Here is a 25,242-nt window from a genome sequence, read left to right as displayed (position 1 = left end):
CCTGGTCTGTTAACTGCACCAACTGGGGCTCTCGTTCGGTTCGGGGGCCTTGAGTTCTGATCATGTGAGCGTGCATGAGACTCCTTCACTTCATCGAGATCTGATTGACGGGCGGGTACGGCTGCCGCGGGTCGGGGCTGTGGTCGCTGGTACGACGCCGTCGCTGCCGTGGCTGGTGGTGGATGCCGCCGGCCGTGAGATCGAGCCGGTCAGCGTCTACCTGCGGGACCGGGTGCTCGGCGACGCCAGTACGGCGACCTGCCGGAGCTACGGCTACGACCTGCTGCGTTGGCACCGTGTGCTCTGGGCCCTGGACGTGGGATGGGAACAGGTCACCGAGGCGGAGACCGCCGCCCTGGTCGGTTGGCTGCGGCACGCCCGCAACCCCCAGCGCGAACGTCGGCGCCCCGGCAGCCACCCGGCCGGGTCTGTGAACCCGAAGACGGGCAAGCCCACCCTGCGGGCCGGATACGCGCCGTCGACGATCGCCCACAACCTGACGGTGGTCCACGGCTTCTACGCCTTCCACCATCCCTTCGGCCGCGGGCCGGTGGTGAACCCGGTTCCGGAGAGCGCGGCTCGATGGGCCGCGCTGGCCCACCGTTCGCCGTTGGAGGTCCGCCAGCAGCACCGGCGGGCCCGGCTGCGGCCGAAGGTGCCGATCCGGCATCCGCGGTCCATCCCCGATGATCAGTGGGACGAGCTGTTCACGCAGATGAAGTGCGTCCGGGACAAGGCCCTGTTGTCGAACTACCTGGCCTCTGCCTCCCGGGCGTCCGAGCTGCTGGGGGTCGGCCTTGGAGACATCGAGTGGACCAAGGGCCAGCTCTGGGTGATCTCCAAGGGCACCCGGGCCCGGCAGCCGGTCCCGACCTCCCCGGAAGGGCTGGCCTACCTGGCTGCTTACCTGGAGGAGGACGGACTGCCGCCCGAGGGGATGCCCGTCTGGCGGACCCGCAGAGGCGAGTCCCGCCCGCTGACCTATTGGGCGGCCCGCCGCGTCTTCCAGCGGGCCTGCGAGGTGCTCGGGGCGAACTGGACCCTGCATGACCTGCGCCACTCCGCCGCGAAGCGGATGGCCCGGGACCCGGAGCTGAAGCTGCACGAAGTACAGACGATCTTGCGCCACGCGCATATCAGCACCACCGAGCTCTACACGGCCGTCGGCCTGGACGACCTGCTGGACAAGCTCGGGGCCTACTACGCCCGGCCGGTTCAGCCGGTGTCGTGGCCGACCCAGTACGCCGCAGACGACATTGAGGCGGTGCTCGGTGCCGGGCAGTAAGGTCGGAAACAGCATGCGGATCAAGGGCCCGACGACGAACCGGGTCCGCCGCCACGATGCCGAGGGCCCTGTCCTGGACGGCATCTACGCGCCGACCGCGATCCTCCCGGCTCCACCTCCGCCACCGTCTCGGCCACCACGCTCGCTGGGTGACTTCAGCGCGGCGCCGGCGGAGGACATCGTCAACTGCACGGCGGATCACTTTTCCCAGTCCGAGACCATCAAGTGGAAGCAACGCAGCCACATGCGGGCCTTCCTCGGTCACCTCGCCGCCTTCCCCGGAGACACGTGGCAAGAGCGGTGGGAAGCCTCCGGCCACGACGAGGGACGGCCCGTTGGCGACACCGCCGGTGACAACAGGCCCCTGCGCATGAAGCTGAACTGCGCGACCGGCCAGGCGTTCGCCCTGCGGCTGGTGCGTCCCACCCTCCTGGGCTTCCGCTGCAACCGCTTCTTCCACTACTCGCCCTGGTTCCGCAGCGTCGCCCAGGACCCCTTGCTGGAGGAGTTCTGCCGACGGGCCGACCAGCTGCCGATGAGCCAGGCCCGCCGGACCCGGACCAAGTTCGACGTCTGCTGCGCGTTGACCGTCTTCGGCATCGACCTGAAGGACTTGACCCCCGAGGCCCTGCTCCACTACGCCGTCGAGTCCCGCAAGCACGAACTGGCCGGGGAGAAGAGCAGCTTCGCCGGCACCCTGGCCTGGCCGATCCTGCACGAGATGGGCCACTTCCCGGCGTCGGCGCCCCGCAGCCTGCGCGGCGCCGTTACCCGCGGGCAGGTCTCCGTCGAGGAAGCCGTCGACCGCCACCAGCTCCACAACGGCGAGATGCGCGACCTGCTGGTCGAGTACATCCGCCGCCGCTCGGCGAACCTGGACTACTCCACCCTGCGAAGACTGACGAACCTCCTGGTCAGAACCTTCTGGAAACAGATCGAGAAGATCAACCCCGGCCAGAAGGACCTGAAGCTGTCGGAGGAGACGTTCACGCAGTGGAAGGAATGGCTGATGGTCCTGCCCGACGGCAAGCCACGGCTTGACGTCGACGGACCGCTGATGGCCGTCCGCGCGCTCTACCTCGACCTGCAAAGCTGGGCCGCCGCCGAGCCGGAACGCTGGGCGAAATGGGTCGCCCCCTGCCCGATCCGCGACGCCGACCTGCGATGGTTCCAGGTCCGCCGTCGCCGCCTGCAAGAACGCATGGCCAACCGCACCCGCGACCGCCAGCCCCTCCTTCCGATCCTCTCCCAGTACGTCAACGACAGATGGCACCGCCTGCGAACCCTGCTGGACGCCGCCCTCATGGTCGAGAACGGCGAGGAGTTCACCGCCGAGGGCATCACCTGGCTCCGCGTCTCCACCAAGGACCAGCGGCACAACCGCCCGCCAGTCCGAGCGGTCAACCGCGCTACCGGTGAACTGGTCCACGTCTCGCGGGACGAGGGCTATGCCTTCTGGCAGTGGGCCATCGTCGAAACGCTGCGGCTGGCGGGCCTGCGGGCCGAAGAACTGATCGAGCTGACGCATCTCAGGGTCCGGCAGTACCAGCGGCCCAACGGCGAGGTCGTGGCTCTGCTCGTCGTCACTCCCTCGAAGAGCGACCGCGAACGCATCATCCCCATGTCCGCCGAGCTCTTCCACGTCATCGCCCAGGTCATCCGGCGCCACCGCAACGAGCACGGCACCGTCCCGGTCTGCGTCCGCTACGACAGTCACGAGAGGACCTGGAGCGAACCACTGCCCTACCTGTTCCAGAACTTCCACGGCGGCACCCAGCGAGGCATGGCCAACATCACCGTCTGGCGCCTGATCGGCAGAGCATGCGACGAACTCGCACTGACCCACCCGCAGTTCAAGGACATCCGGTTCGCGCCCCACGACTTCCGCAGGCTCTTCGCCACCGAGCTGGTCAACAACGGCCTGCCGATCCACATCGGCGCCGCTCTGCTCGGCCATCTCGATATCCGAACCACCCGCGGCTACGTCGCGGTCTTCGACGAGGACGTGATCAGCAACTACCACCAGTTCCTCTCCCGGCGCCGGGCCGAACGGCCGAAGGCGGAGTACCGAGACCCCACGCCGGAGGAGTGGACCGACTTCCAGGAGCACTTCGACAAGCGCCGCATCGAACTCGGTTCCTGCGGTCGGCCCTACGGAACTCCCTGCGCGCACGAGCACGCCTGCTTCTCTGAACTAGCGATCGCTACTCTGGCTCTGGGTAAACCGCTGGCAGCTGGGTCCTCGCCGGGCAAAGATGCAGCCATGCGCTATGCCAACACCGACCCCGAGCTGATGGACCTAGTCCGACGATTCGTCACGCCCGGCCGGCGGTACATGCGGCTGGGTGGAAGCTCGCTGCGGCTTAGCGGGCCTGAGCGCGACACGTTCATGAGGGAGCTGGTCCAGGCTGCCGGGGAGATCACTCCCGCTGAACTCGGCATCCTTTTCGAAGGCGGTTGGCGAGAGCGTAAGACTGCCTCCTGGCTGGTTGCCGTGGCCGGCAGGACCGAGTTCCGCAGCCGCATCGGCGAACTCCTGCTGGCCAGCGGAGGCCCCTACCGCGGGGCTTTCTGCATCGCTCTTGCCACCTTCGGCACCAGCGCAGACGCCGATCTGGTCTGCAGGTACCTTGATCGCTACCTGCCTCAACCCGACCTCGTCTGGGACCAGACTGAGGTTCTCAGCACGCTGCTTCACCTCGATGCCGTCCTTGGGACCGAGCGAGCAGCCCCATACCTTGCCGCCGGTGGCCTGTGGCAGCAGTGGGCCGAGGCCACGCCGAACACGGTGCGGGATCCGCGGGAGTACCAGCAGGTCGTGGACCAGCTCTGTTCCTTCGCGAGCGAGTGCGCTGAACTCTTTGCCAGAAGGGAAACCAGGCACTGAGCCTTCCGACCTGACCGCTGGACGCCGACAGCTTGGGCCCCCTCGGTAGAGTCTGGGCAATGACGGGAAACCACGGCCGCTGGCCAAAGCTCGACCAGGATGGTGGCATCGAGGACGTGACACTCCTCATCCTGGAATGGCTGGGTGAGCAGGGCGTGAACGCCATGATCAGAGTGGACGCCGAGAGGGTGGCCGACAACGCGCCGGCGTGGACGTTCGGCGCCAGTGGGGGTCCCTTGGAGCATGGAATGCGTGCTGACGGGAGGACTGTGCAGCAATGTATGTCCGCAGCCCTGTCCCAGCTGCGCGATGCCGGGCTGTCGGTTCCGTTTTGATCTTCGTCTTCGCTCGCCTCGGGTTTCGATCATGACATTAGTCTCGGCGTCCCAGCGGTTTCTCCGGACCGGCTGAAGCCCGGCATGCCCAGCTGGACCGCAGCCGACTGTCTCTCGGCCAGCGCGTCGACCTGGGCGAGCTTGTCTTCGGCGCCGGCCAAGCTGACCCGAAGTCCTTCGACCTCACCGAGCCAGCCTTCGCGCTCGGCCTCGGCGATGCGGGCGACGAGGTTGTCGCGGATGTCCTCCAACCGGCTGCGCTGGACCGGGTCCGGCCGGAGGAGCGAGCAACGAATGCAAGCGTGTTCATGAACACAAGGGCTTGAAAAGGCACGAGCGCACGTGCCGATGGAGACCTTGCGCTTCTCGAAGTGCGCGAGGAAAGCGTCCCATTCCTCCTCGGTGGGGGTTCGATACTCATCGCTGGGCCGGGTGGCCCTGCGGCGGGCGATGAAGGCGCGATGAGCCTCGATGGTCTCGGCAGGGTAGATCGCCTTGTAGCCCATCGTCGTATCAAGACTCTTATGCCCGCAGATCACTTGGGCGATATGCGGTGGTAGGCCGTTCATGATGGCGTCGGTGACGAAGATCCTGCGGAAGTCGTGCGGGGAGAAGACGAGCGGTTCGCCGGCGGCATCGGTCAGGCCCGTGGCGGCCAGCGCGTTGATCAGAAGCTTGCGGAGCGCGGTCGGGGTGAAAGCGCGTTGTTCGGTGCCGATATTGCGTTGGAACAGCAGCGGCATCGGTGGGTTCCAGACCCGCTCATGGACGTCGTAGGAGGTCACCAGCGGGATCGCGCGACTGCTTCCCCGCAGGCGGCGGATGATGGTGGAAAGGACGTCTGCCAGTTCCGGGCTGACCAGTACGAGCCGTTCGCTGTCGGTCTTCGATGGGGCGATCTGCAGCAGGGGTACGACTTCGCCGGTGCTGGGTAGCCGGTACTCGGTGATGCTGTGGTGGGTCAGCTCCAAGAGCTCCTCGTTGCGGATGCCGGTCAGGCGCAGGACCTCGATCGCGGCGAAGGCCCAGAAGGCTTCGGTCTCCTCGTAGGTGAGGTTCCGCCGCCGCCCGGTCGAGGTCTCCTCTGCCCAGGTCAGATGCCCGGCCGCCTTGGGCGCGACCGCTCTCCGCAAGGCTCCGGCGGTGTTCGGGATCAGATCCCCGGGCCGGGTGTGCTCGGCGGCAGCCAGTAGTTCGGCTGCGGCCCGGCGCCTGCGACCAACGCTGTCGGCCAGCACCGGCAGGAGGGGAAGCCGTTCGCGAGTGCGCTGGTCCATCCGGGCCTTGCGGTGTTTGCGGTCCTTGGCCTTGCTGATCTCCTCATCACTGATCGGGCAGGGCACCACCCACGGCGCCCAGCGGACCGGCTCTTCCGCAGCCCACTGGGCGATGTCCAGATAGAAGGCGCGGACGCGGATGAGCTCGTCCTTGGCATTCAGCCTGGGGCTGGCAACCTCGACGGGGGTGCCATCTGCACCGATCGTGGTGCGCTTCTTGGTGGCGACGTCTGTCTTCCAGGCCCGGGCCAGTGCCGGTGGCAGCCGCAGGGAGTCGATGCCCGGCGAGAGCGCTTCGACCCTGGCCCAGAACAGCCCTGCCAGCGTCCGCGACACCGCGTCCAGGCTGGTGTAATCCAACGACGGTTGCCGTTCGCGCAGGTAGTCCACGATCAGATCGCGGACCGGGCGGCACCGGATCGGATAGCGATCCACGAGTTCTTCGATGCTCAGCCGGCCGGCGGCAAGCCCGAACGCCCGGATCGTAGCCGGGGCGTCCGCAGGGAAGATATCCAAGGCCCGCAGTCGGAGGTAGAAGTCGACTTTGCGTTGACCACCGCGGACATGGACCCGACGCAAGGTATCGACCAACTCCACGCAGTCGCCGACGGTGATGTCAGCGATCGACCCACCTTTGCAGGCCAGAAGCATCGCGATCCGGGTCGCTGCGATGGTGGACTCGCCTCGGGCACTGGCCAGCCCGGACTCGGCCAGCTGGGCCAGCCTTGTGAACCCCTCGGGGTCGCGGACCTCGGCCATGACCGGGGCCAGGTGCTTGTGGGTGCGGGTGAGCATCCAGGCCAGGTCGGGACGGATGACATCGCCGCAGACCAGCATCAGCAGCCCGGAGGTCAGGTCAACGCGCTCATACGACGGCGACGGCCCACTCTGGCGCAAGAAGCGCAGCGGGAGATCTGTCCAGTCCGCGCCGGGGATCTCCTCGGCGCGGCTGGTCTTCCAACGCTGCTGCCAGGTCTCCCCTGGGAGGCTGGACAGCCAGCGCAGAAGTTTTGCGACTCCGCGTCGTCGACCGGCCCGGGTGGCGTTGGCCGCTGGCAAGAACGGTGGCGACGTGAGCCGCCGCAGCACCTCATCCGCCGACTGTGCTGTCGCCGGCCACAGCGCCTCCGCGGAGCGGGGCGGGAACCGTTCCCGCAGTACGTTGTTCTGTGCCCGGGCCTGTTCGGCTGTTGCATTCGCGGTCTGCAGTTGTCGGCGCGTCGAGTGCTTCGTGGTGGTGGTCATGAAGACCGCCCGAAGAGCACGTCCATGGATTCCGGGTCGTAGCCGGGTGCCGGAGGCGGCGGCGCCGGCTCGGCATGTCGGTCTGCCTGCCGAGCGTGGTGGGCCAGCACCTCGGCCACGACCTCGTCCTGGCGCGGCGCGAGGTAGATCTCGGTCGTGGTCAGATGCGCGTGCCCGAGGACCCACTGCACGTCGGTCAGCGTCAGCGCTGGATCGCGGATCATGCGGGCGGCGGCACTGTGCCGAAGGTCGTGAAGGGTCCAGTCCGCACCGATGGTGGCGTTTACCCGCTCGAACATTCGATGGGCGCCGTGGTACGTCAGCGGCTGAAACGGACGTCGCAGCGTCCACCACACTGGCTGTGTCCGGCCTCGCGGCATCAGCCCGTGCAGCTCCTGCTGGTAGAGCCGCAGCCATACGAACGCATCTGCCGAGGCTGGCACCTGCTGCCGTGCTCGGGAGCCCTTCCGCACAACGCTGATCAGCTGCTGTCCCGAGTCGACGTCGCACTGCCGGACCCCGATCAGCTCCGAGGCCCGGACTCCGCTGGAGATCCAAAACGCGATCATTGCCCGGTCCCGGTTCGACGGCAGGGCCGCGAACAGCGTGTTGAACCACTCGTCCGGGATCGAGCGCGGAATCCGGCGCGGAACCGTGGGCCGGTAGCGGCCTGTCCGCTCCGGTGCCCAGGCGTCCGTCGGGTTGTGGTGTGCGTGCGCGCGGCCGGAGCGGCGCGCCAGGTCCAGTGGGAACGGGTTGATCAGCGGCCCGGATCCGGCATCACGGTGCAGGTCGTAGAACTTGCGCAGCACCGTCTCGCTGTGGGCGACGGTCGACGGGGCATAGCCGAGCCCAGGGCTCGTTTTCCCGGTTACCGGGTTTGGGGTGCCGACGGTGCGGGCCAGCCGCCGCTTGGCCGCGGTCGATCGTGGCTTGACCGTCAGCTGGATCCAGCAGCTGAAATCCCGAGCGTCCACGCGCGTCGCTCGTTCCCACGGCACCTCAACCGCGTGCAAGAACCGCCACCACCGCAGCAGGTCCATGCCGTATGAGCGGACGGTCGCCGCCGCCTTCCCGGCTGCGAGCAGCTCCTGGAAGAACACCGCGACCGGTACCACGGCCGCGCCGTCGGCGTCGACGAGCCGGTAGGGCTCGTACCGGTCGCCGGTCTCCACCAGCCGACCCCACCGAGGAACGGCCAGCCTCGACAGATCCCGCTCGGGCACACGATCGTTCATCACGACCGCAGACCGTACTGGGCGACAACCCCACCTGTGCCCTGAACTGCACAATCAGCGTGGTTCGTTCAGTCAACGGGGCATCCGCTGCCCGATGCTCAGCGTCAACCCCAAGATGCTGCCCCGCCTGGACGAGATCGAGGAGGACCTCCTGGCCCGCCGCAAGCGGGCCGTCGCCGAGGGCTGGCAGGGTGAGATCGAAGGAATCGACCTGACGCTCAACTTCCTCCGCAGCAAACGGGAGCAGACCAGCCGCTTCCAGCGGGTCGGGACCGTTGACCTGGGGATTCCTCATCCTCGGCCTCCGATCACACCAGAGTGATCAGCAGCGCGGACACCAGTAGAGCGGTCTGGTGCAGGGCCTGATCGGTCAAATACATGCCGTTCAGCCCGGCCGCCCTCAACTCCGCGAAGTCCGGCGAGCCGGTGTGCTGCAACAGCCAGCGCACCGGCCACCGGCGATCGAAGAACGCATGCGTCACCGCCGAGACGACAAGGCCTGCCGCCAGGCCGACCCAGGACATCTGAAGCGGGAGAACGGCCCAGGCCAGGCCCAGCACCACCGCCATGACCAGGTGGTACTGGGCGACATTCTCTCTGGCTCGTAAAAGCGTCGTGCACTGTCGTGTCACCCCCAGGTGGGGTGTTGTGTGCGACGGTTCGCGTCGCCGTGTCGTGCACGTCGTAGTTGTCGTTGAAGGCTCGTGACTCATCGCACAGACTCGGCACGGCCGCTCGCGAGGGCAGCGGGCGTGGAACTGCCGGACCCGGGCACGGCCCGCCGGTCTGGGGTACTTACGCTCCTCCCATGCGATTCCCCAGAATTCTGACAAGCGTGGCCGCGGTGACCCTGCTCAGCGCGGGCTGCGGCACTTCGGAAACCGCCCAGGGCGGCGGCACGGACGACGCGGCGAAGGCCCTGCCGGTCGCCATCACCGGCCCTCAGTCGGACGTGTACATGCGTGGCGGCGGCGACGCTCTGCGAGTCAAGCCGTTCCCCGAGATCAGCGCTCCCATCGAACAGAAGGTGCAGCACGCACTGCGGGAGAACGTGCTCAGCATTGCCAAGGTCCCCGGAGAGACCAGCGCCAAGTGTCCCGCCGGCATAACCTTGAAGTCCGGTGCGGTCAGCAAGTGCGTGGTGACGTACGCGGGGGCCGAGATCCCCTACGACGTCAAGATCAGCGACAGCTACACAGCGGGCAGCAGCATCATCTCGTACACCAAGGAGCCCAAGAAGGCGCTCCTGGTCGACAAGCTCGTCTACCAGATGATCAACGAGAGGTACGGCGCCGAGTCCGGGCGCACCGACGCGAGCAAGGTCGCCTGCGACAAACTTCCCGCCGCGAAGGCATTCGACTACGGGGCCGACACCGGCTTCACGTGCCAGTACTGGGGCGAGCACGCCAAGAACGGCGAGCCGGGCTACCGGACCGTTCGGCTCAAGATCGGCAGCAATAGCTCCAGCTACAACTTCGAGGAAGTCGAGTAGCACCTGCCGGAGCCTACGCCGAGGCCCGTGCCTGTCGACGACAGCTCTGCGTTCGGGAAGCCGCCGACTTCCCGAACCGGGCCTGTACCGGGCCCGTGTCGAGTGTGCCGAGCCCGGTCGGTTCACGGCACCGAGCCCTTCTGCATGGTGGAAACGGTGTTGGAAGCGATAGATGGGTAGTCGCCGGCCAGATGCGCCAGCTCTCGGAGAACAGCGTCAGGCCGCCGCCCCCGCGGTGGTGCGCGACACGTGTCGCGCACCCAACAACCACCGCTACATGCCACTGAGCTGGGCGACCGCGACACCCACCGGACTCACCCGCCCCTAACCCCGAGAGAAATGACGTGCCCCAGACAGGCACCCCAGCCCCGCCGCGGGCTGACGCCGGCGGCGACCTCGTCTGCCGACGGCGCAGCCTTCTTGTCGGCCTGGTGGTCGGTCTGACCGAATACGTGATCAGCGAGGTTGTGGCCGACTGCAAGCACAGCCCACACCGATCCGAACGTCGCGAGAGTGGCGACCTGCTCGATCGACGTCATCGCACACCACCGGCAACCGCGTTGGTGCAGAGAAGGTCCAGTTCCTGCCCGCCGAATCCTGAACGGGCCGCGCTTCGGTCGGGTGTGGTCAGCCGCGGCGCGCAAGGTTGTGCAGATGAGCGATGCCGAGCATCGCGCGGTGCACGCCATCGCCCTTGAGGCGGCAGTCGCGCAGGATCTTCCAGGTCTTCATCCGGGCGAAGGCATGCTCGACCCGAGCGCGGACCTTGCGGTGGGAGGTGTTGTGTTCTTCTTTCCAGGCGGGCAGTTCGCTCTGTTCAGGGTCGCGGCGGTGCGGGATGACGAGCCCGGTACCTCGATAGCCGCCGTCGGCGATCACTACGGTGTTCCCGACGGCGGCCTTCGCCCCGGATAGCTCCCATGCCTTGCAGCCGTTGCGGTTGCCCGGCAACGGTCTGCCGACCACGACCACCAGTCGGGTGTCGGCGTCGACGACCACCTGGTGATTCGTCGAGTAGCGGTAGTTTTTGGACCGCTCCGCCACCGTGTGATCGCGGGTGGGGACCAGAGTGCCGTCCACGATGAGCACGGCGTCCTTGCGAAACCGCTTCCTGGGCCGGAACGCGAGAAGAGGCCCGACCTGCCTGACGATGCGGCCGGCTGCGGACTTCGAGACGCCGAAGAGCGGAGCGAGCTGGCGCAGCGTCAGGTTAGTACGCCAGTACGCAGCCACCAGAAGCACTCGATCCTCTAGCGGAATCCCCCATGGCCGACCCCGCCGAGTGATGTCGGCGCCTTCGTGCCGCAGTGCACGGACCACCCGGTTGAACTGGCGCGGAGCCACGCCAGTGAACGGGGCTATCCAGGATGGCTCGGACGCTGTGATCACACGTGACACGGTCGAGATCATCGCAGAGCAAGATCACTTGCGGGACAGCCCTTAGCGGGGCATTAACCGGTTGTTTACGGACAGCTTGCGACTGTATGCGGACAGTCGTGAAGGTGTGGCGTCAGTGCCGAACCGACGATCGGGATGATGCCCGTGGCGCTACCCGGCTGCCGTCCCTCGGCAGGTTTCTGGGCGGGCAAGGCTGTTGCGGCCCCCACATCCTGCCGCAGTGGTGCGCAGCGTGAGGCCGTGCACCCCAGGGCCGTCCTGGGTGGTGCGGTGCGTGATGTTCGAGGCCCCGCACGGCCGCCCCACCGGCCCATTGCGAGCGGGGCTCGCGTGGCCGCACTGCTGCCGGTCCTTCAGGCCCTACCGGGGCCGCCGACGGGTGCGGGCCCTTCGAAGGGAAAGACCGTGACTGCTTTACCTGCCAGACCCCGCCGCGCGCTGGCGTCGTGGAGACGCCGGTTGACCGCTGCCACCGCCGGGAGCGCTCTGGCGCTGAGCGGACTGGTCGCCTTGGTCGCCCCACCCGCGCAGGCGCTCGCACCGGCGCCGTTCGCGTACGTCACCGACCTGTTCGATAACAAGGTGTCGGTGCTGGACACCGCCACGAACACCGTTACGGCCACGATCCCCGTCGGCAGCAGTCCGATCGGGGCGGTGGCCTCCCCGGACGCGGCACGCGTGTACGTCGCCAACAACGGCTCCGACTCGGTGTCGGTGATCGACACCGCGACCAACACCGTCTCCGCGACCGTCCCGGTCGGCGCGGGACCGATCGGCGTGGCCGTCTCCCCCTCCGGGGACAACCTCTACACCGCCGGCAGCGGCGCGAACACGCTCTCGGTGGTGGACACCGCCTCGAACACCGTCACCGCGAGCATTCCGGTGGGCAGCCAGCCGTTCGGTGTAGCGCTGTCTCCCGATGGTGCGCGGGCCTACGTGTCCAACAACGGCGGTAACACGGTATCGGTGATCAACACCGCCACCGCGACGACCGTGGCGACCGTTGGCGTCGGTCAGAAGCCCAACTTCATCGCGGTGACCCCGGACGGCTCCCGCGCCTACGTCGGCAACCAGAACTCGCACAACGTGTCGGTCATCGACACCGCCACCAACACCGTCACCGCCACGATCCCGGTCGGCATCGGCCCCTTCGGCCTCACCCTGTCCCCGGACGGGAGTCGCGCCTACGCCAGTAACAACTCCTCCTCCTCCGTGTCGGTGATCGACACCGCCACCAACACCGTCACGGCGACCGTGGGCGTCGGCAACGGCCCGTTCCAGAGCGCCGTCACCCCCGACGGCACCCTCGCCTACGTGCCCAACGGCTACGCCGGCACCATGTCGGTGATCGACACGGCCACCAACGCGGTCACCGCGACCTTCGCCCTCGGATCGTTCCCGTATTCGGTCGCCTTCGCCAAGGCGGGCGGCGGTGACCCGGCTGCGGATCTGTCGGTGTCCGTGTCCGACTCCGCCGACTCCGCCGACCCCGCCGCCCTCGGCGGCACCTACACCTACACCGCCACCGTGACGAACGACGGACCCGACGACGCCACCGGCGCCACCGCGACGACGACGCTGTCGGGTGCGGCCCGCACCATCAGCTCCGCCACGAGCTCACAGGGCTCCTGCACGATCACCGCCCCCACCGTCACCTGCGCGCTCGGTGCCCTGGCCGATGGAACTTCAGCCACCGTCACGATCACGGTGGAACCCGCGGCAACCGGCAGCATCACCGCTACCACCGTCTCGGACGCCGACCAGGACGACCCGGCACCCGCGAACAACACGGACGCCGAGACCACCACGGTCAACAACGGCAACGGGTGCACCATCACCGGCACTCCCGGCAACGACACCCTGAACGGCACGAACGCCGCTGACGTGATCTGCGGTCTGGGCGGCAACGACACGATCGACGGAAAGAACGGCGACGACACCCTCTACGGAGGCTCCGGCGACGACATCATGGGCGGCGGGAACGGCGCAGACACCCTGTATGCCGGGGCCGGGAACGACACCAACTACGGCGAGACCCTCCTCGGCTCGCTGCTGTACCTGTTCGACAACGGCAGCGACCACATCTACGGCGGCCCGGGCAACGACGACCTCGACGGACAGAACGGCAACGACGTCCTCGTCGACACCTCCGGCACCGACACCATGAGCGGCGCCCTGGGCAACGACAGCATCGACGTCCAGGACGGGGCCGGCGGCGACACCGCCAACGGCGGCCTCGGCACCGACACCTGCACCGCCGACACCGGCGACACCCTGACCAGCTGTTGACCCCTGCCACACCAGGCTGGAGGGCGCCCGCAACCCGCAGGTGCCCTCCAGCCACTCCAAGGGACCGGACTACACCAACACGAGCTGCAGATCGCCCGGTCACATTCGGTGATCACTGCATGCCAACTAAGCTGCGTCATCCTTGCCCACTACGAGGCGTCACAACGCTGCGACCTGCGGCGTCCTACGAGTGCTCTTGCCACCTACCCTGCGTCGTCACAGATGCCGCGCCGCGCTTCTCCTTGACCTCGTCCGCTACGTGCGACATACCGCCCATTTCGATGGGGGAGAAATCTCCGTCCCGGCACGCTGAGCGACGACCGGGGAAAAGCCGCTGCCAGGTAGGGCGTGCCGCTGGGAGACTTCGGGGATGAGCACGCAGCGGATGCCGTTCCCGGTCCCGGACGAACGCGCCCACTACTTCGTCGACAGCTACGCCGACATGCACGACCTCGTTGAGGACCTGGTCGTGCCCGACGGCGTGGCCGAGGCCGCGGCGACGGTCCTGCGTACGGCCCGCGAGCTGCTGCGCCAGTCGTACTACTGCTACGAGTTCTCCACCGTGGCCGTCATGCATTCCCTGATCGCGGTGGAGATCGTGCTGCGTGACCGCATCCCGGACGCGGGCACCAAGCCGCTGTTCCAGCTCATCAAGCAGGGCGCCGACGCGGGCATCCTGACGGAACGGCAGGCGGAGTACCTCGACTACGGCCGGAAGATCCGCAACGGCATGGCGCACGGCCAGACCACCCACACGGTGATGCCGCCGGCCATGGCGGTGCCGATGGTGACGACCTCGTTCACGATCGTCTCCGAGCTCTGCGCCGCAACTGCCTGACGATCACGGATCGGTAACGGCGCTCAAGCGAGCGTCACACCGTCGACCTTCGCCACACCTCTAGCAAGCGACGGGGGGATTCCATCCGGACCCCCGCGCCACCTGCATGAGGAGCCTGATCATGACGTACACCAGCAGCGCCAGGCAGCCCGACCCGAAGCCGCGTCCGACCGTGTCAAGGGTTTCTGAACGCCCTCCGGGCGACCCGGAATCCAGTGCCGTGAACGGTGCCGCGAACGATTCCAACGTCGTGCCCATCACCGCAGCTCACGCCGCGCGACAAGGGGCCTCCTGGCACGCTGACACCTCTCTCCCTTCCCCTGAGACGTCGGCGAAGGGGAAGAAGTCCACTCCCACGGCCGGGAAGGTACGGGCCGATGCACTGCGGATGCTGGGGTGCGTACGGGTAGCCACGGTCCGGCAGATGGCCCAGGTGATCACGGAGGAGGAGTCGGACGGCCGGTCGTACGTGCGCAGAGCCATGGTGGAACTGGCGAAGCTCGGGCTGGCGGAGACGAACGGGAAAGACGGCAAGCACCAGATCTGGAACCTCACCCCAGCAGGGCAGAAGGCTCTGGCCGACGGCAACGAGCTGCCACCCCGACCGAAGGCCGGCACCGGAGCGAAGGCAGTCCGAGCCGGGTTCGGCCCGCACGCCGTCGCGGTGACCGACACGATCCTCACCTACACCGACACCGTCCTGCGCGGGGGCCGGGAGTACCTGACCGACTGGCAGGTGGAGGTCAACCACGCCATCAAGGAGACCGGCCTGAGCTTCAACACTGACGCCGTCCTCGCCGTGCCCACCACGACCAGCGAGGTCCGCCTCTTCGAACTCGACAACGGCACCATGTCCCAGGCCCGCCTCGCCAAGGAGGTCTGGGACTACGAGCGCTACGCCGGGCACCGCGTCTGGGAAGGCGCCCGCGGCACCATCGGCGGGACGTACCCGTTCTGGCAGCGCCACCGCTACACCCGCTCCAAGACTTTCCCGCGGCTGCACGTCGTCCTGGCAGGCAAGGCCGAGCATCTTCTCGACAACCGCCTTCGGGCGCTCACCGCCGACGTGCAGGGCATCACCATCGCGGTGTGGGCCAACACCCTGCCCCGGCTCCAGCGCGGCGAGCCCTGGTACGAGATCGGCGTCGACGCCCCGGACCGGCGCCGCATCCGCTACCCCGAAGCCGTCGGCCGCTGACCGGCGCTGGGTAAGCCCAAGGGGAGCCTGGGCAAGCCGCCCCGACCACCGGCTTGCCCACTTCGGCCGGCCAGGCGGAGTCGGTCATGGCCCACTCCGGGTTTCCCGGCGAGGCCGCGGCTGACCGATGACCGGTCACCGCTGCGGTCGGGAGTTGCATGGGTCGGTCACGGCGCTGACGTGCTGTTTGACCGATCGCGGGAGACGGATCGGTCACGCCCGGCCTGCCGATCGGGCACGGGTTCCGCTGGGCAAGCCATCGGTAGGGAGGGCTTGCCCAGCGTCCGGATCGCGTGACGGGACGTTTCCTGAGGTCGTGGCGTCACCGTCTGGGATGCGGCGGGCCGGAGCCGGCCGACGCCCCCTCGCTGGCCGTAGACCGGAGCCATGACACGAAACAAGCTGCAAGAGGACATGGCCGGACTCCGGCGCCACGATCCAGACGACATGTGGCACGCGCTCACCCGCCTTCATGCATCCCACCCCGAACCGGTCGACCGCTTCGAGTCGTTCGAGCGGCCAGGGGTGCTGCTGTCCCTCGCCAATCCGGATGACGTCCTGTTCCGGGCGCGGGTGGAGCTGTCCGGGGGCGAGACGATGGCCCACCTGCACAACCTGGCCTCCGCATTGACCAGCTCGGTCCGTACGGCGCCGGGCTACACAGTTCAGGGGGAGATGCTGGAGATCCTGGTGGGCAAGCGCCATGATCTCGCCCTGCACCCGGCCCACGTCTACGGCCTCACCCAGCTCCTGCGCGACGCCACGGCCACCATCGGAGCCCGGAGCACATGTTGCGGCTCGGTTGAAGGTGCGCAGGGCAGTGGTCTCCGAGCTAGGCATTGCTCACTTTGGTGAGCGAAACCTTGATTCACGGCTTGTTGTGTGTGGTCTCAACTGGCCTTAGATGGACTCGCCCGTAGAGCTGTCGACCTGTGCTTCGCAAGTTGCTAGGTGGCGTGGCCTGTGTTGCTCACATAGAGCGGACGCTGCGCAGCTTCACCGATCCGCCGGTGTAAGCGGCCGAACCTCTGGTTCGTAGGACCACTTTGGGGCGACCGCGACGTCTGCAGAGCACGCGGAACCAGCTTTGCCGTGTTGCCTCCCTTCGTCCCTCGCCGCCGGTCAGTCCGTCCGGCCGCGCCGGACAGCACGATGCCGGCCGTACCGAATTCCTGACCCGTGCTGAAGGGCGGCTCCTGCGGCAGGGTTGTGCACACCGCCGGCACCTTCTGAACGCCGTCGGCCGCAACCTCGATACCGAGGTTGCCTTCGGCTCCGCGACCGTGGTCAAAACGTAAGCGGCTGTCGGCTCTCTCCCGCCGGCGTCCGCGGCCGCACCGTCCAGGCTGTCATTACCCAGGATGGTCAGCTGTTGTGAGATCACCATCATCGGCGGTACCGAGTCCGGCCCCTACTTCCACGCCAAGAACTTCAAGCTGGACCTGCGCACGGTGAGTCCCACGGGTCGGAGAGCGATCCGTCCGGTTTCAACCCGTACCGGCGCACTTGCTGGCCTTCCGCGCCTCCTAGGAAGTCTGCCATCCCATGTCCGGCGCGCCAGTAGCCCGAGTTGACCCGATGAAGGAGCATGGCACGTCCTGCTTCCCGGTCTGTCTTCGCGAGGTAATCGACCAGGCTGGGGAGGAGGGTGCCGGCCTGTTCGGCATAGTGGAACAGCCCCTTGGCGCCCTGGAGGTCTCCGGACTTGTGGCGCTGTTCAGCCAGCCAGTTCAGCACGCCGGGCTCGTCCTCATCGAAGGCGCGGCGTGCCAGCCGCTCAGCCCCGACGCCGTCTCCTCTTTCTTCCCGCCGCCGCATAAGCCAAAGAAGACCTTCGGCAGCATCGTCTCTGTAGTCATCGTCGGCCAGCGCAGCGAATGTGGCCTTCTCGGCCCCGTCTGGGTCCCCACTATCCTCCAGCTGCTTGGCCAGCCACAGCAAGGCGAGCGGGACGTGTGCATCGGCGGCGTGCCGGTAGTGCTGGCCTGCCTGTTCGTGATTGCCGTCCTCCTCGTGCATTCTGGCCAGATAGACGAAGGCCACCATCAGGCCCGCGTCAGCGGCTGCTCGGTAGAGTCGCTCCGCTTCGCTCCGGTCGCCGCCTGTGCCCTCGCATTCCCGCGCGCATGAGAAGAGCTCGATTCCGGATGCTCTTTCTCGGGCGTATTCGAAGAGCCGGTCCGCAGCGCCCACGTCTCCGCTTTGGCGTCGGCGAAGAGACAGCCGTAGGAGCTCTCCCGGCGCACCGGCATCGGCCGCGCGTCTGGCAAGTCGTACCGCTTCTGTCATCTGCCCTCGTCCTTCACGCAGCCGGGCGAGGTGCTCCAGATAGCCAGGGTCTCCTGCGTCGGCTCCGTGCTGTGCTGCGGCTTCGGCGCCGTCGTAGTCCCCGCGCTCTTCCCGCCACTCGATCAGGTTCTCCAGGGTGGCGGTGTCTCCGACGGTGATGTCAGTCTGAACTGCGGCGTGCTCAGCGCCCCGGTTGTCTCCGTCTTCTTCCAGCAGGGTCGCCAGGTTGGCGAGACCGTCAGCGTCGTCGTCTTGCGCAGCGCGCCCGTACCACTTCAACGCCTCCAATCGGTTGTCAGCTTTCATGTAGATATGTCCCAGGAGGACCATGGCCTGGGAGTGACCGGCTTCGGCCGCTTGCCATGCGAGTTCTTCTGCGGACGCATGGTCCCCGCTGCGATAGCGAACCCAGGCCAGACCGGCTAGGGCTTCGGGGTGCCCAGCTTGGACAGCCCGCAACGTGAAAGTGTTCGCTGACTCGTCGGCGCCAGCCAGTTCATGATGTCGCGCCAGCCATAGAAGTGCGTCGGCGCTGCCGCCTGCCGCGGCCTTCTCGGCCACCCGTACAGCCTGCTCGTGCTGACCCGCCTCCATCCACATCGATGCCATTCCGTGCCACGCGGTGGGGCTTCCACGACGATCAGCCATTTTGAACAGGCTGGCAGCCACCCGGTATCGGAGGCGGTTCGCGGCTGCGCGAGCGAGTGCGGTCAGCTCGTCAGGCCCGGCTAGGTAGTCGGCGGCAGCACCCCAGAAGGATTCTGGAGGGCAGGAAGGATGAAGTTCCTGCCGGCCATGCTGTTCGAGGTAGTCCGCGAGGCGGTAGACGCTATCGGCTGCGGCGGATGTGCCCGATCGGGAGTCAACTGGGATACCGGGGGAGCGGTGGGCTGCGCGGGGCCGCGCCCGTCGCAGTGGAGCTAGTTGGCCGTGGACGGGTTTGGCGAGTTCGGCGAGCGCCTGCTCCTCCCAGTCAGGAAGGAGGGCGTCGTACTCATGGTCATTGAGGTAGTCCTCGGCCGCGGCAGTGAGGAAGGCGAGAGGTAGGTGGAGGCCGGCGCCGAGCCGACGGCCGTCCATCGCGGCGGTGAGGATCGCGCGCGCGGGCGGGCTGGCCGTGCGGTACCGGCGAAGGAGTTCAGGGGCTCCGGCGAGGTCCTGGGTGATCCGCCCGTCTGTGGTGCGTTCCAAGGCTGAGGACAGCACGTTGTCCCCGTCGTTGGCGAGGACACGGGCGGCGTCCAGCGCCGGCTGGTCGAACGATTCAGGGACAGGCAGTGTTCGGCCTGCCAGCAACTGGCGGACCTGTGTGTGTGGGTCAGGATTGCCAGGGATCGGCAGAGCGTTGTAACTGCGCTCGTAGTCAGGCCACAAGGTTCCCAGGACCAGAACTGGCCCGCGGGAGGGATCGGTCAGAAGCGTATGGAGCGAGCCCGCGATGGCTTCGCCGTGGCGTGGGTCGCCGAGATAGTGCTGGGCCTCGTTCAGCCAGACGATCGTGTGCGGCCCCACATGCTGGATGTCGGCGAGCGCTGCCTTGGCCCTGGTGGGATCGAAGGGATGCCACAGCCGCCAGATCGAGGGAAGCTGCTGAACGGCTTCCCAGCACGCTCGGGTTTTCCCGGTGGACGATGAGCCGACCAGGACGAGCATTCCGCTTCGCCCGTCCACAGCCGCCCTGACCATGTCCGTGAGTATGTGGTCATGGCAACGCGGTACGTATCCGGGCAGCACGGGATGCTGCGCATCACGGACCGGCTCATGGGCGGTTGCTTTGAAGGCGAGGGGAGTGCTGGCGGGGTGCACTTCCAGGTCGTACGGATCCCACTCTCTGACCGGCCGCCCTACCTGTCCGACAGCATTCGCCTCAAGGGCACCGTCGGCTCCACGGGAAGCCGACGCGTCCCGCTGCAGTTGCAGGAGAGCGCTCTGTGTATCGCTGTCGACGCCCAAGGCCTTAGCCAAGGCAGCGACGGTACGAGCGGTCAGCGGCTTGTCTGGCGACCGCAGAGCCGCGTTGATCGTCCCCCGATTCAGACGGGCACGCTGGACCAGCTGGGTTTGGCTGAGCCCCGACTTGGCCAACGCCTCGTTGAGCCTCTCCTGAAGCTCGGCGCGCGCCTTGCTTGGTTCTGCGTTCGTGTACCTGCTCAACCTTCGCATCCCCCACCGCGCTGTTCACCAGTGTTCATCATTGTTCACGTGAACCATGGCGAACACCTGGTCCGGCAGATTCGGTTGCAGAGCAGCGCTGCAGACGCGCTGTCGCCAAGAAGGGAAACGACCGTGCCGTACCGGTTCACTGTGCTGATGTTCGCTGCTGTGGTTGTCCTGGTTCTCGCCGTGCTGGCCGCAGGCGGGGCCGGCTATCTGGCTCGCCGTGACAACGCTACCTATCCGGCCGCGATCAGCCGTGCCGCTACCGCGTTCGCGGCGACGCTGACGGTGGCCTCCGCGCTCATCGCCGCTGGGACTGTGATTATTGACCGGTGACCGCCCGTCTTGTCCCACGCTGACCACGGGAGCCTGACTCGGTGAATTACGAAGCCCCGCACACTAGTGGGCGGGCCTCCAAGCGGGGAACGTGGGCGGCATCTCGTCACTGAGTATCTGAACGAAGAGGGGAGCCCCCTGGAGAGTCCAGTGTCGTCCTGGCACTCAGCCCAGCCGCCGCAGATTCACCGGACAGTACTGTCGGCATCCGTCTGATGGCATTGAACAACCTGGTGGGTAGATCGAGGGCTCGGCGTAGTGCCGGAGCATCGCGGGCCGTCTGGTGCTGGGGGCCGAGCACCGCTGGGCACTGGTCGCGGCCTACTGGCGAACAAACCTGGCCACGCCGCGACTGGCTGCGTTGTTGGGGGTTTCCACATCCGCGGCGGATCGGATCATCGACCACCTCGGGGCGAGGCGCGTGACTCTGGCATGATCCCCCTACCCGAGGGGGTGGAAGAGTGAAGATTTCACGCGTAACGGCGCGGGGTTTCATGTCGTTCGACCGCATCGATTTGGAGCTGAACGAGGGCGTGACGGTGGTGACTGGCCCCAACGCTGCGGGCAAGTCGAACCTTGGACGGATCATCGACGTGGCCCGCCTGACTGTGGCCTCTCATGCCGGTTCGCAGCGCGGGAATCGGCTCGACGTCTACGAACGTGCCCCTCGGCACGGGACACGACGGTTTCGGCTCGCCGTAGGTATCGAGTTGGACCAGCCGTGGGAGCAGGAACTCATCGCCACCTTCGTCCGCGCTGCCTACGCTTCAAGCGCCGTCGAGCTGCCCAGGCCGGCACACTCGCCAAACGTGTCAGCGGAACGCAGGGATATGGACGCCCGCAGGCGGCTCGCTCCGGAAAGCGTGGCCGTGTTGCTGCGCGGGTTTCTTGTCATCCACTACGACGAAGGGGCGCGGCCCCGATGGCGGGCCAGTTGGCACCACTCGTCTACCGGAGACCTCTACGAAGCCGTTGAGCCGGTCTGGATCATGAACCTGCGCAACGGGGGACCGTTGATGAGGGTCAAGCAGGAGCCCTCAGCGCCTGCGCTCTCTCTTGCCGATGCGTGGCGCCGTGTCTTTCCCGACGATCAGATAGACGCGCGGACGCCGATGCCGGAGCAGCTTGATTTCATGGGCATCCTCAAACGGCTCGAGCACCCGATCAGCCTCCGCACGGGCGCGCATCAAGATAACCTTCCCCTCCTTGACAGCGTCCGCGATCTTTACATGCTCCTGGGCTGGGATATGGAAGACGCCCGTCGTGGGCAGGTTGACTTCGTCCACGTCCTGGACGTCGTACTCCAACGCGCATGCGTGCTGACGGATAACCGACGGCTGCCGCTGGCGCGAACCTTTCCTCTGGAGGCCGTCGGTGGAGAGGCCGACCTCGAAGACGGAAGCCAGATCCCCTGCGAACTCTATCGGCTCAAGAACGGCCCCTTGCCGCTGAGGCAGCGCTACCAGCGGATTCAAGCTCGCTTCACGGAGCTGGTCGGCACCGGGTTCGACGTCCAGGCAACGCCCGACCCCGAGCGCCCGGGAAACCTCCTCATCGATGTAACCGTGCCGGAGGGCGACCACGAGTACCCGATCGCGTTCTCGGGCGCCGGCCGGCAAGAGGCACTGTTCCTCAGCACGCTTCTCGGCGGTGACCCCGGGCGCGTCATCGTGCTGGACGAGCCCGGAGTCCACATCGAGCCCACGCTGCAGCGCCGCCTCATCCAAGCTCCTGACAGCACCACTCAGTGCCTCGTCATCACCCACAGCGCCGACCTCGTGCCCGTCACGGCACCCGGAGACCTTGCCCGGATCGTTCGTCTCGCCCCCTCGCACGACGGAAGCCAAGCCCACCGCATTGGTCACCTCGACCCGAAGGACCAGACACGCTGGCTGCAGACCCTCGGCCCGCGTGACGTACGCGCGCTGCTGTTCTCAGCCGGCGCCGTGCTGTGTGAAGGTTCCACCGAAGTCAGCGCCCTGGGCACCTGGTGGGAAGGAAGCAGCAACCCGCCCAGCGGTGCCAACATCTCCTTGATCGACGTTGGCGGAGACAAATCATTCGGTCGCTACATCGAGTTCCTGAAAGCCTTCAGCATCCCGTGGGTCGCCATCGCGGACGGCCCTGCCCTGCGCCCCGCCAGCGATCTGCACCAGCAGATGAAGAAGCAGGGGATCCTAACCGCCACGGAGCCCGACAGCGCGGAACCCGATTTCGACGCGTGGAAGGCATTCTGGGCGGCGCACAACGTGTTCAGCCTCGCCAACGTCTTCGGGAACGACGGCACCGCGGCCGGAGAGTTCGAGGCATACCTCAAGCGGCTGAACCTCGAGCTGCTGAGCCAGGTCGACAAGGGACGGAGTAAACCCCGAATCGGGGCTGCCTTCGCCAGCCAACACCCTATGCCGAAGGAAATCGCCGACCTGTACGCCCTGATCCGGGACCGTCTGCAACCCGCACGCCTGCAGGACGCCCAGGGCGAGCAGGCATGAGCGGACAACGCTGGTTCAGACGCTGTCAGTGAGTCTTTTCCATCATCGCTCTGAGCTGGCCAGATGCAGGGCGAGGACGGCCTGGACGAGTGCGGTGATGCGGGTGGTCGAGCATCGGATCTTGCGGAGAAGTCGCCAGGCTTTGAGGGTGGCCATGGCCTGCTCGACGAGTGCGCGGATCTTCGCGTGCGAGCGGTTGACGGCCTTCTGACCGGTGGAAAGGGTTTCCCAGCGGCCCCAGTAGGGGGTGCGGACCGTTCCACCGGCACCCCGATAGGCCTTGTCCGCCCAGCAGGTGACGCCGACCTCGGCAAGGGCGTCGACGATGCCGTGTTCGCGGGCCGCGCGGACATCGTGGACGGCGCCGGGCAGGGCCGGCGAGGCCCACAGCAGCCGACCGAAGGGGTCGGTGAGGACCTGCACGTTCATCCCGTGCTTCTTATGTTTCCCGGAGTAGAAGGGCCGGTCCGCGGCGATGCGGTCGATCGGCAGGAGCGTGCCGTCCAGGATCACGAACGCTTTCGTCGATGCCGTTCGCACGGCGTCGGCCAGGGTGGGGGCAAGGTCGGCCAAGAGGTCGACGGCTTCGGTGACGTACCGGTAGGCGGTCGTGGTTCCGATGCCGAATCCGGCTGCGAGCTGGGCGTATGTGTGCCCCACCCGCAGATGGGCGAGCGCGAGCAGGGCCTGACGGCCGACGCTCAGACGCCGCCAACGGGAGCCGATCGCACGACGGTGCTGCCGCAGACGGGTGGACAGGAAACGCAGGGCAGAACTGGACACGTCGACACCCGACGGGTAGACAAGCATGCGAAGCCTCTGGTGGAGACGGTTCTCTTGGTCGAAAACCCATCTACCAGGGGCTTCACCACGCTGTCAGCCCAACCGCCAAGCTCCTGCCGCAGGTTGGAAAGAGCTCAATGACATAGGCACTACCGGCCTTCTTCTCCTGGTCGTCTTCCTACTCGTCCGCGTGCAGGAGAAGCCGGGTTCGCGGTCGCTGCCAGCCCTGCCCCTCGTCGTGCTGGCGGCCTTCTACCTGCGCTACGGGGTGGTGGGGAATCTCGTGGCAGTCGGTCTTGCCGCGCTGCTCGCCTACGGTCCACGCGCCTGGGCAGCACTGGGCCGACGCCTGGGCATCGCAGCGGGGATCCTTCTTGTTGGCCTGATTCCGCACTTGCTCTATGCCACGAAGGTCACAGGCTGGCCGCTCGGCCTCATCTTCTCGGCGACCAGCCAAGCCAATCGAGCTTTCGTGGGAGACGGTCTCCTCTACTATCTGGCAATCTTTCCCTATCGCCTTGCCGGAGACCTGGGCGCGGTCATCATGGCTGCGGGAGTTTTCGCCACCGGAATGGCCTTGAGGCGACTTCTGCAGTGCCGCCGAGCGGACCCGTACGCGACACGGATAGTTGATCGCCGGGAGGCGTTTCTCGGCACCACCGCTCTGCTCGTCTTCGTAGTGCTCGGCATCGCTACGGATGGTGAGCCCCGCTTCGTCTACCTGTCCGTCGTTCTGCTCACTGTGATCGGCGTCCAGTCCGTGGCCGAACTGGCGGGGCGATGGGCCGCGCCCGTCCTCACTGCTGTGAGCGCGCTCTCCGTCGTAACCGTTCTCGGCACGACACAGGTTGTCGCCCATGGTGCAATGCCGGGACCCGACCGTCTGAGCGACTCGACTGTTCCCGCAGCTCGACAGCTCTCTTCCCCCGCTCCCTGTCTCGTGGTCACGGGCTACGAGCCTGAGGTCGGGTGGTACTCCGGCTGCGATGCCGTCACCTACGCGCAGTACCGCAAGATGCGTGCACCTGAAGGCACCCGCGTCAGCTTGCTCCTCTTCGAAAGGGGCCGCCTGCAGCCAAGCACAGCCGGCCTGCAGAAGCTGAGCGGAAACCGTGAGACCACAGTCCGTACAATTTCGACTCCAGGTTCACTGGGCACGGCTACCGTCATCACGCTGCACTGAGTAATTCTCCGTGACCAACGGAAAACTTGGCCGTCCTGCTTCCTGGGCAGCTGCACGTTACCAAGGAGTCGTACGAGGCCATCCCGGATCAGGTCAGGTGCAGCAGGGCAGCTCTACGACACCGTGCGTCGGTCCATGCAGCGCGTCCCGCCACTTCAGAAGACGGCGCCGGTGCTTCGCCCAGTACATTGCGAGGTCCTCGCCGTCCGCGCCGAGAGGCCTCTCGGCGCGGGCACGGGACGTTGGGGGCCGGGGGTCATGCCTCCGTTGTGGCGGCCGTAGAAGCGATGCGGGGCGTGATGTGCGAGCCTGCGCCCAAAGCGAGCAGGGCGGGCCGTCAGTGAGCCAGCTACCTAGCTGTCGGAGCCACGCTTGCCTCGCGTCGGACTGCAAGGGCCTCGAGGGACCGCACGTAGTGCCCATAGTGCCCCCGTAATGCACTTCGATCTTGGGTCCACTTTATTCCTATCACGTCTCTGACCTGCGATTTCCTTTGACTTGTTTTTCATTGACATGTCTT

General features: G+C 67.0%; 19 protein-coding genes and 1 pseudogene. 13 read left to right on the top strand and 7 right to left on the bottom strand.

Features of this window, described 5'->3' with window-relative positions:
• The first annotated feature begins 139 nt into the window (after positions 1 to 139).
• The 3 genes from OG361_RS05925 to OG361_RS05915 all read left to right on the top strand — a co-directional run bounded on the left by OG361_RS05925 (position 140) and on the right by OG361_RS05915 (position 4,507).
• Positions 140 to 1,285 carry a tyrosine-type recombinase/integrase gene (locus OG361_RS05925; protein ID WP_405852243.1) on the top strand — a complete coding sequence of 382 codons (1,146 nt, stop codon included), beginning with the start codon at positions 140 to 142 and terminating at the stop codon, positions 1,283 to 1,285.
• Positions 1,286 to 1,529: 244 nt separating this feature from the next.
• Complete coding sequence (locus tag OG361_RS05920) at positions 1,530 to 4,172, top strand: DUF6000 family protein (protein ID WP_405852241.1); 2,643 nt, start codon at positions 1,530 to 1,532, stop codon at positions 4,170 to 4,172.
• 59 nt (positions 4,173 to 4,231) lie between these two features.
• Positions 4,232 to 4,507 (top strand): hypothetical protein, encoded by a 276-nt coding sequence (locus tag OG361_RS05915; RefSeq protein ID WP_405852240.1) that lies wholly within the window; start codon positions 4,232 to 4,234, stop codon positions 4,505 to 4,507.
• 29 nt (positions 4,508 to 4,536) lie between these two features.
• Here the strand turns inward: OG361_RS05915 and OG361_RS05910 are convergent, their stop codons facing one another.
• Positions 4,537 to 7,029: a tyrosine-type recombinase/integrase gene (locus OG361_RS05910; RefSeq protein WP_405852239.1), complete on the bottom strand. Its 2,493-nt coding sequence runs from the start codon at positions 7,027 to 7,029 to the stop codon at positions 4,537 to 4,539.
• Positions 7,026 to 8,267, bottom strand: a complete 1,242-nt coding sequence (locus OG361_RS05905; RefSeq protein WP_405862096.1) for a tyrosine-type recombinase/integrase — start codon at positions 8,265 to 8,267, stop codon at positions 7,026 to 7,028. Before OG361_RS05905 ends, OG361_RS05910 begins: the two co-directional genes overlap by 4 nt.
• A 94-nt stretch (positions 8,268 to 8,361) precedes the next feature.
• Between OG361_RS05905 and OG361_RS05900 the strand changes: the two genes are divergently transcribed.
• Positions 8,362 to 8,589 carry a recombinase gene (locus OG361_RS05900; protein WP_405852238.1) on the top strand — a complete coding sequence of 76 codons (228 nt, stop codon included), beginning with the start codon at positions 8,362 to 8,364 and terminating at the stop codon, positions 8,587 to 8,589.
• Here the strand turns inward: OG361_RS05900 and OG361_RS05895 are convergent.
• A complete protein-coding gene (locus tag OG361_RS05895; protein WP_405852237.1) occupies positions 8,576 to 8,836 on the bottom strand; it encodes a hypothetical protein in 261 nt (86 codons plus the stop codon). The two genes, OG361_RS05900 and OG361_RS05895, sit on opposite strands and share 14 nt — an antisense overlap.
• Positions 8,837 to 9,102: 266 nt before the next feature.
• On the opposite strand from OG361_RS05895, the gene OG361_RS05890 reads away from it, so the two are divergent.
• On the top strand, positions 9,103 to 9,759 hold the full coding sequence (locus OG361_RS05890) for a hypothetical protein (RefSeq protein ID WP_405852236.1): 657 nt from the start codon (positions 9,103 to 9,105) through the stop codon (positions 9,757 to 9,759).
• A 314-nt stretch (positions 9,760 to 10,073) separates the two neighbouring features.
• Here OG361_RS05890 and OG361_RS05885 read toward each other — a convergent pair whose 3' ends face one another.
• On the bottom strand, positions 10,074 to 10,298 hold the full coding sequence (locus OG361_RS05885; protein ID WP_405852235.1) for a hypothetical protein: 225 nt from the start codon (positions 10,296 to 10,298) through the stop codon (positions 10,074 to 10,076).
• 88 nt (positions 10,299 to 10,386) lie between these two features.
• Positions 10,387 to 11,157, bottom strand: coding sequence for a transposase (locus tag OG361_RS05880; protein WP_405862094.1), 771 nt, complete (start codon positions 11,155 to 11,157; stop codon positions 10,387 to 10,389).
• Positions 11,158 to 11,616: 459 nt separating this feature from the next.
• Here OG361_RS05880 and OG361_RS05875 point away from each other — a divergent pair, with 459 nt between their 5' ends.
• From OG361_RS05875 to OG361_RS05860, 4 genes are all read left to right on the top strand, one after another.
• Complete coding sequence (locus tag OG361_RS05875) at positions 11,617 to 13,446, top strand: beta-propeller fold lactonase family protein (RefSeq protein ID WP_405852234.1); 1,830 nt, start codon at positions 11,617 to 11,619, stop codon at positions 13,444 to 13,446.
• A 370-nt stretch (positions 13,447 to 13,816) separates the two neighbouring features.
• The gene (locus OG361_RS05870; RefSeq protein WP_405852232.1) at positions 13,817 to 14,284 is read left to right on the top strand and encodes a hypothetical protein; all 468 of its coding nucleotides are present in this window, start codon (positions 13,817 to 13,819) and stop codon (positions 14,282 to 14,284) included.
• Between the two features lie 106 nt (positions 14,285 to 14,390).
• Positions 14,391 to 15,482 (top strand): replication-relaxation family protein, encoded by a 1,092-nt coding sequence (locus OG361_RS05865; protein WP_405852230.1) that lies wholly within the window; start codon positions 14,391 to 14,393, stop codon positions 15,480 to 15,482.
• 387 nt (positions 15,483 to 15,869) lie between these two features.
• Positions 15,870 to 16,337: a hypothetical protein gene (locus tag OG361_RS05860; RefSeq protein WP_405852228.1), complete on the top strand. Its 468-nt coding sequence runs from the start codon at positions 15,870 to 15,872 to the stop codon at positions 16,335 to 16,337.
• Between the two features lie 576 nt (positions 16,338 to 16,913).
• Here OG361_RS05860 and OG361_RS05855 read toward each other — a convergent pair.
• Positions 16,914 to 19,925, bottom strand: coding sequence for a transcriptional regulator (locus tag OG361_RS05855; protein WP_405852227.1), 3,012 nt, complete (start codon positions 19,923 to 19,925; stop codon positions 16,914 to 16,916).
• A 48-nt stretch (positions 19,926 to 19,973) separates the two neighbouring features.
• On the opposite strand from OG361_RS05855, the gene OG361_RS05850 reads away from it, so the two are divergent.
• The 3 genes and pseudogenes from OG361_RS05850 (at position 19,974) to OG361_RS05840 (ending at position 22,756) form a co-directional block, all read left to right on the top strand.
• Positions 19,974 to 20,264 carry a hypothetical protein gene (locus tag OG361_RS05850; protein ID WP_405852226.1) on the top strand — a complete coding sequence of 97 codons (291 nt, stop codon included), beginning with the start codon at positions 19,974 to 19,976 and terminating at the stop codon, positions 20,262 to 20,264.
• 286 nt (positions 20,265 to 20,550) lie between these two features.
• A pseudogene (locus tag OG361_RS05845) lies at positions 20,551 to 20,676 on the top strand (transposase family protein); the annotation flags it as partial.
• Between the two features lie 49 nt (positions 20,677 to 20,725).
• Positions 20,726 to 22,756 carry a TOPRIM nucleotidyl transferase/hydrolase domain-containing protein gene (locus tag OG361_RS05840; RefSeq protein WP_405852225.1) on the top strand — a complete coding sequence of 677 codons (2,031 nt, stop codon included), beginning with the start codon at positions 20,726 to 20,728 and terminating at the stop codon, positions 22,754 to 22,756.
• A 42-nt stretch (positions 22,757 to 22,798) separates the two neighbouring features.
• On the opposite strand, the gene OG361_RS05835 is transcribed toward OG361_RS05840, so the two are convergent.
• Positions 22,799 to 23,566: an IS5 family transposase gene (locus OG361_RS05835; protein WP_405852224.1), complete on the bottom strand. Its 768-nt coding sequence runs from the start codon at positions 23,564 to 23,566 to the stop codon at positions 22,799 to 22,801.
• 163 nt (positions 23,567 to 23,729) lie between these two features.
• Here OG361_RS05835 and OG361_RS05830 point away from each other — a divergent pair, with 163 nt between their 5' ends.
• Positions 23,730 to 24,722 (top strand): hypothetical protein, encoded by a 993-nt coding sequence (locus OG361_RS05830; RefSeq protein WP_405852223.1) that lies wholly within the window; start codon positions 23,730 to 23,732, stop codon positions 24,720 to 24,722.
• Positions 24,723 to 25,242 lie beyond the last annotated feature (520 nt).

Origin of the sequence: Streptomyces sp. NBC_00090, assembly GCF_045160815.1 — a bacterium.
Lineage (GTDB): Bacteria > Actinomycetota > Actinomycetes > Streptomycetales > Streptomycetaceae > Streptomyces.
The sequence above is the reverse complement of the archived record's forward strand: the minus strand, read 5'-3'. Positions and strand labels throughout refer to the sequence as shown.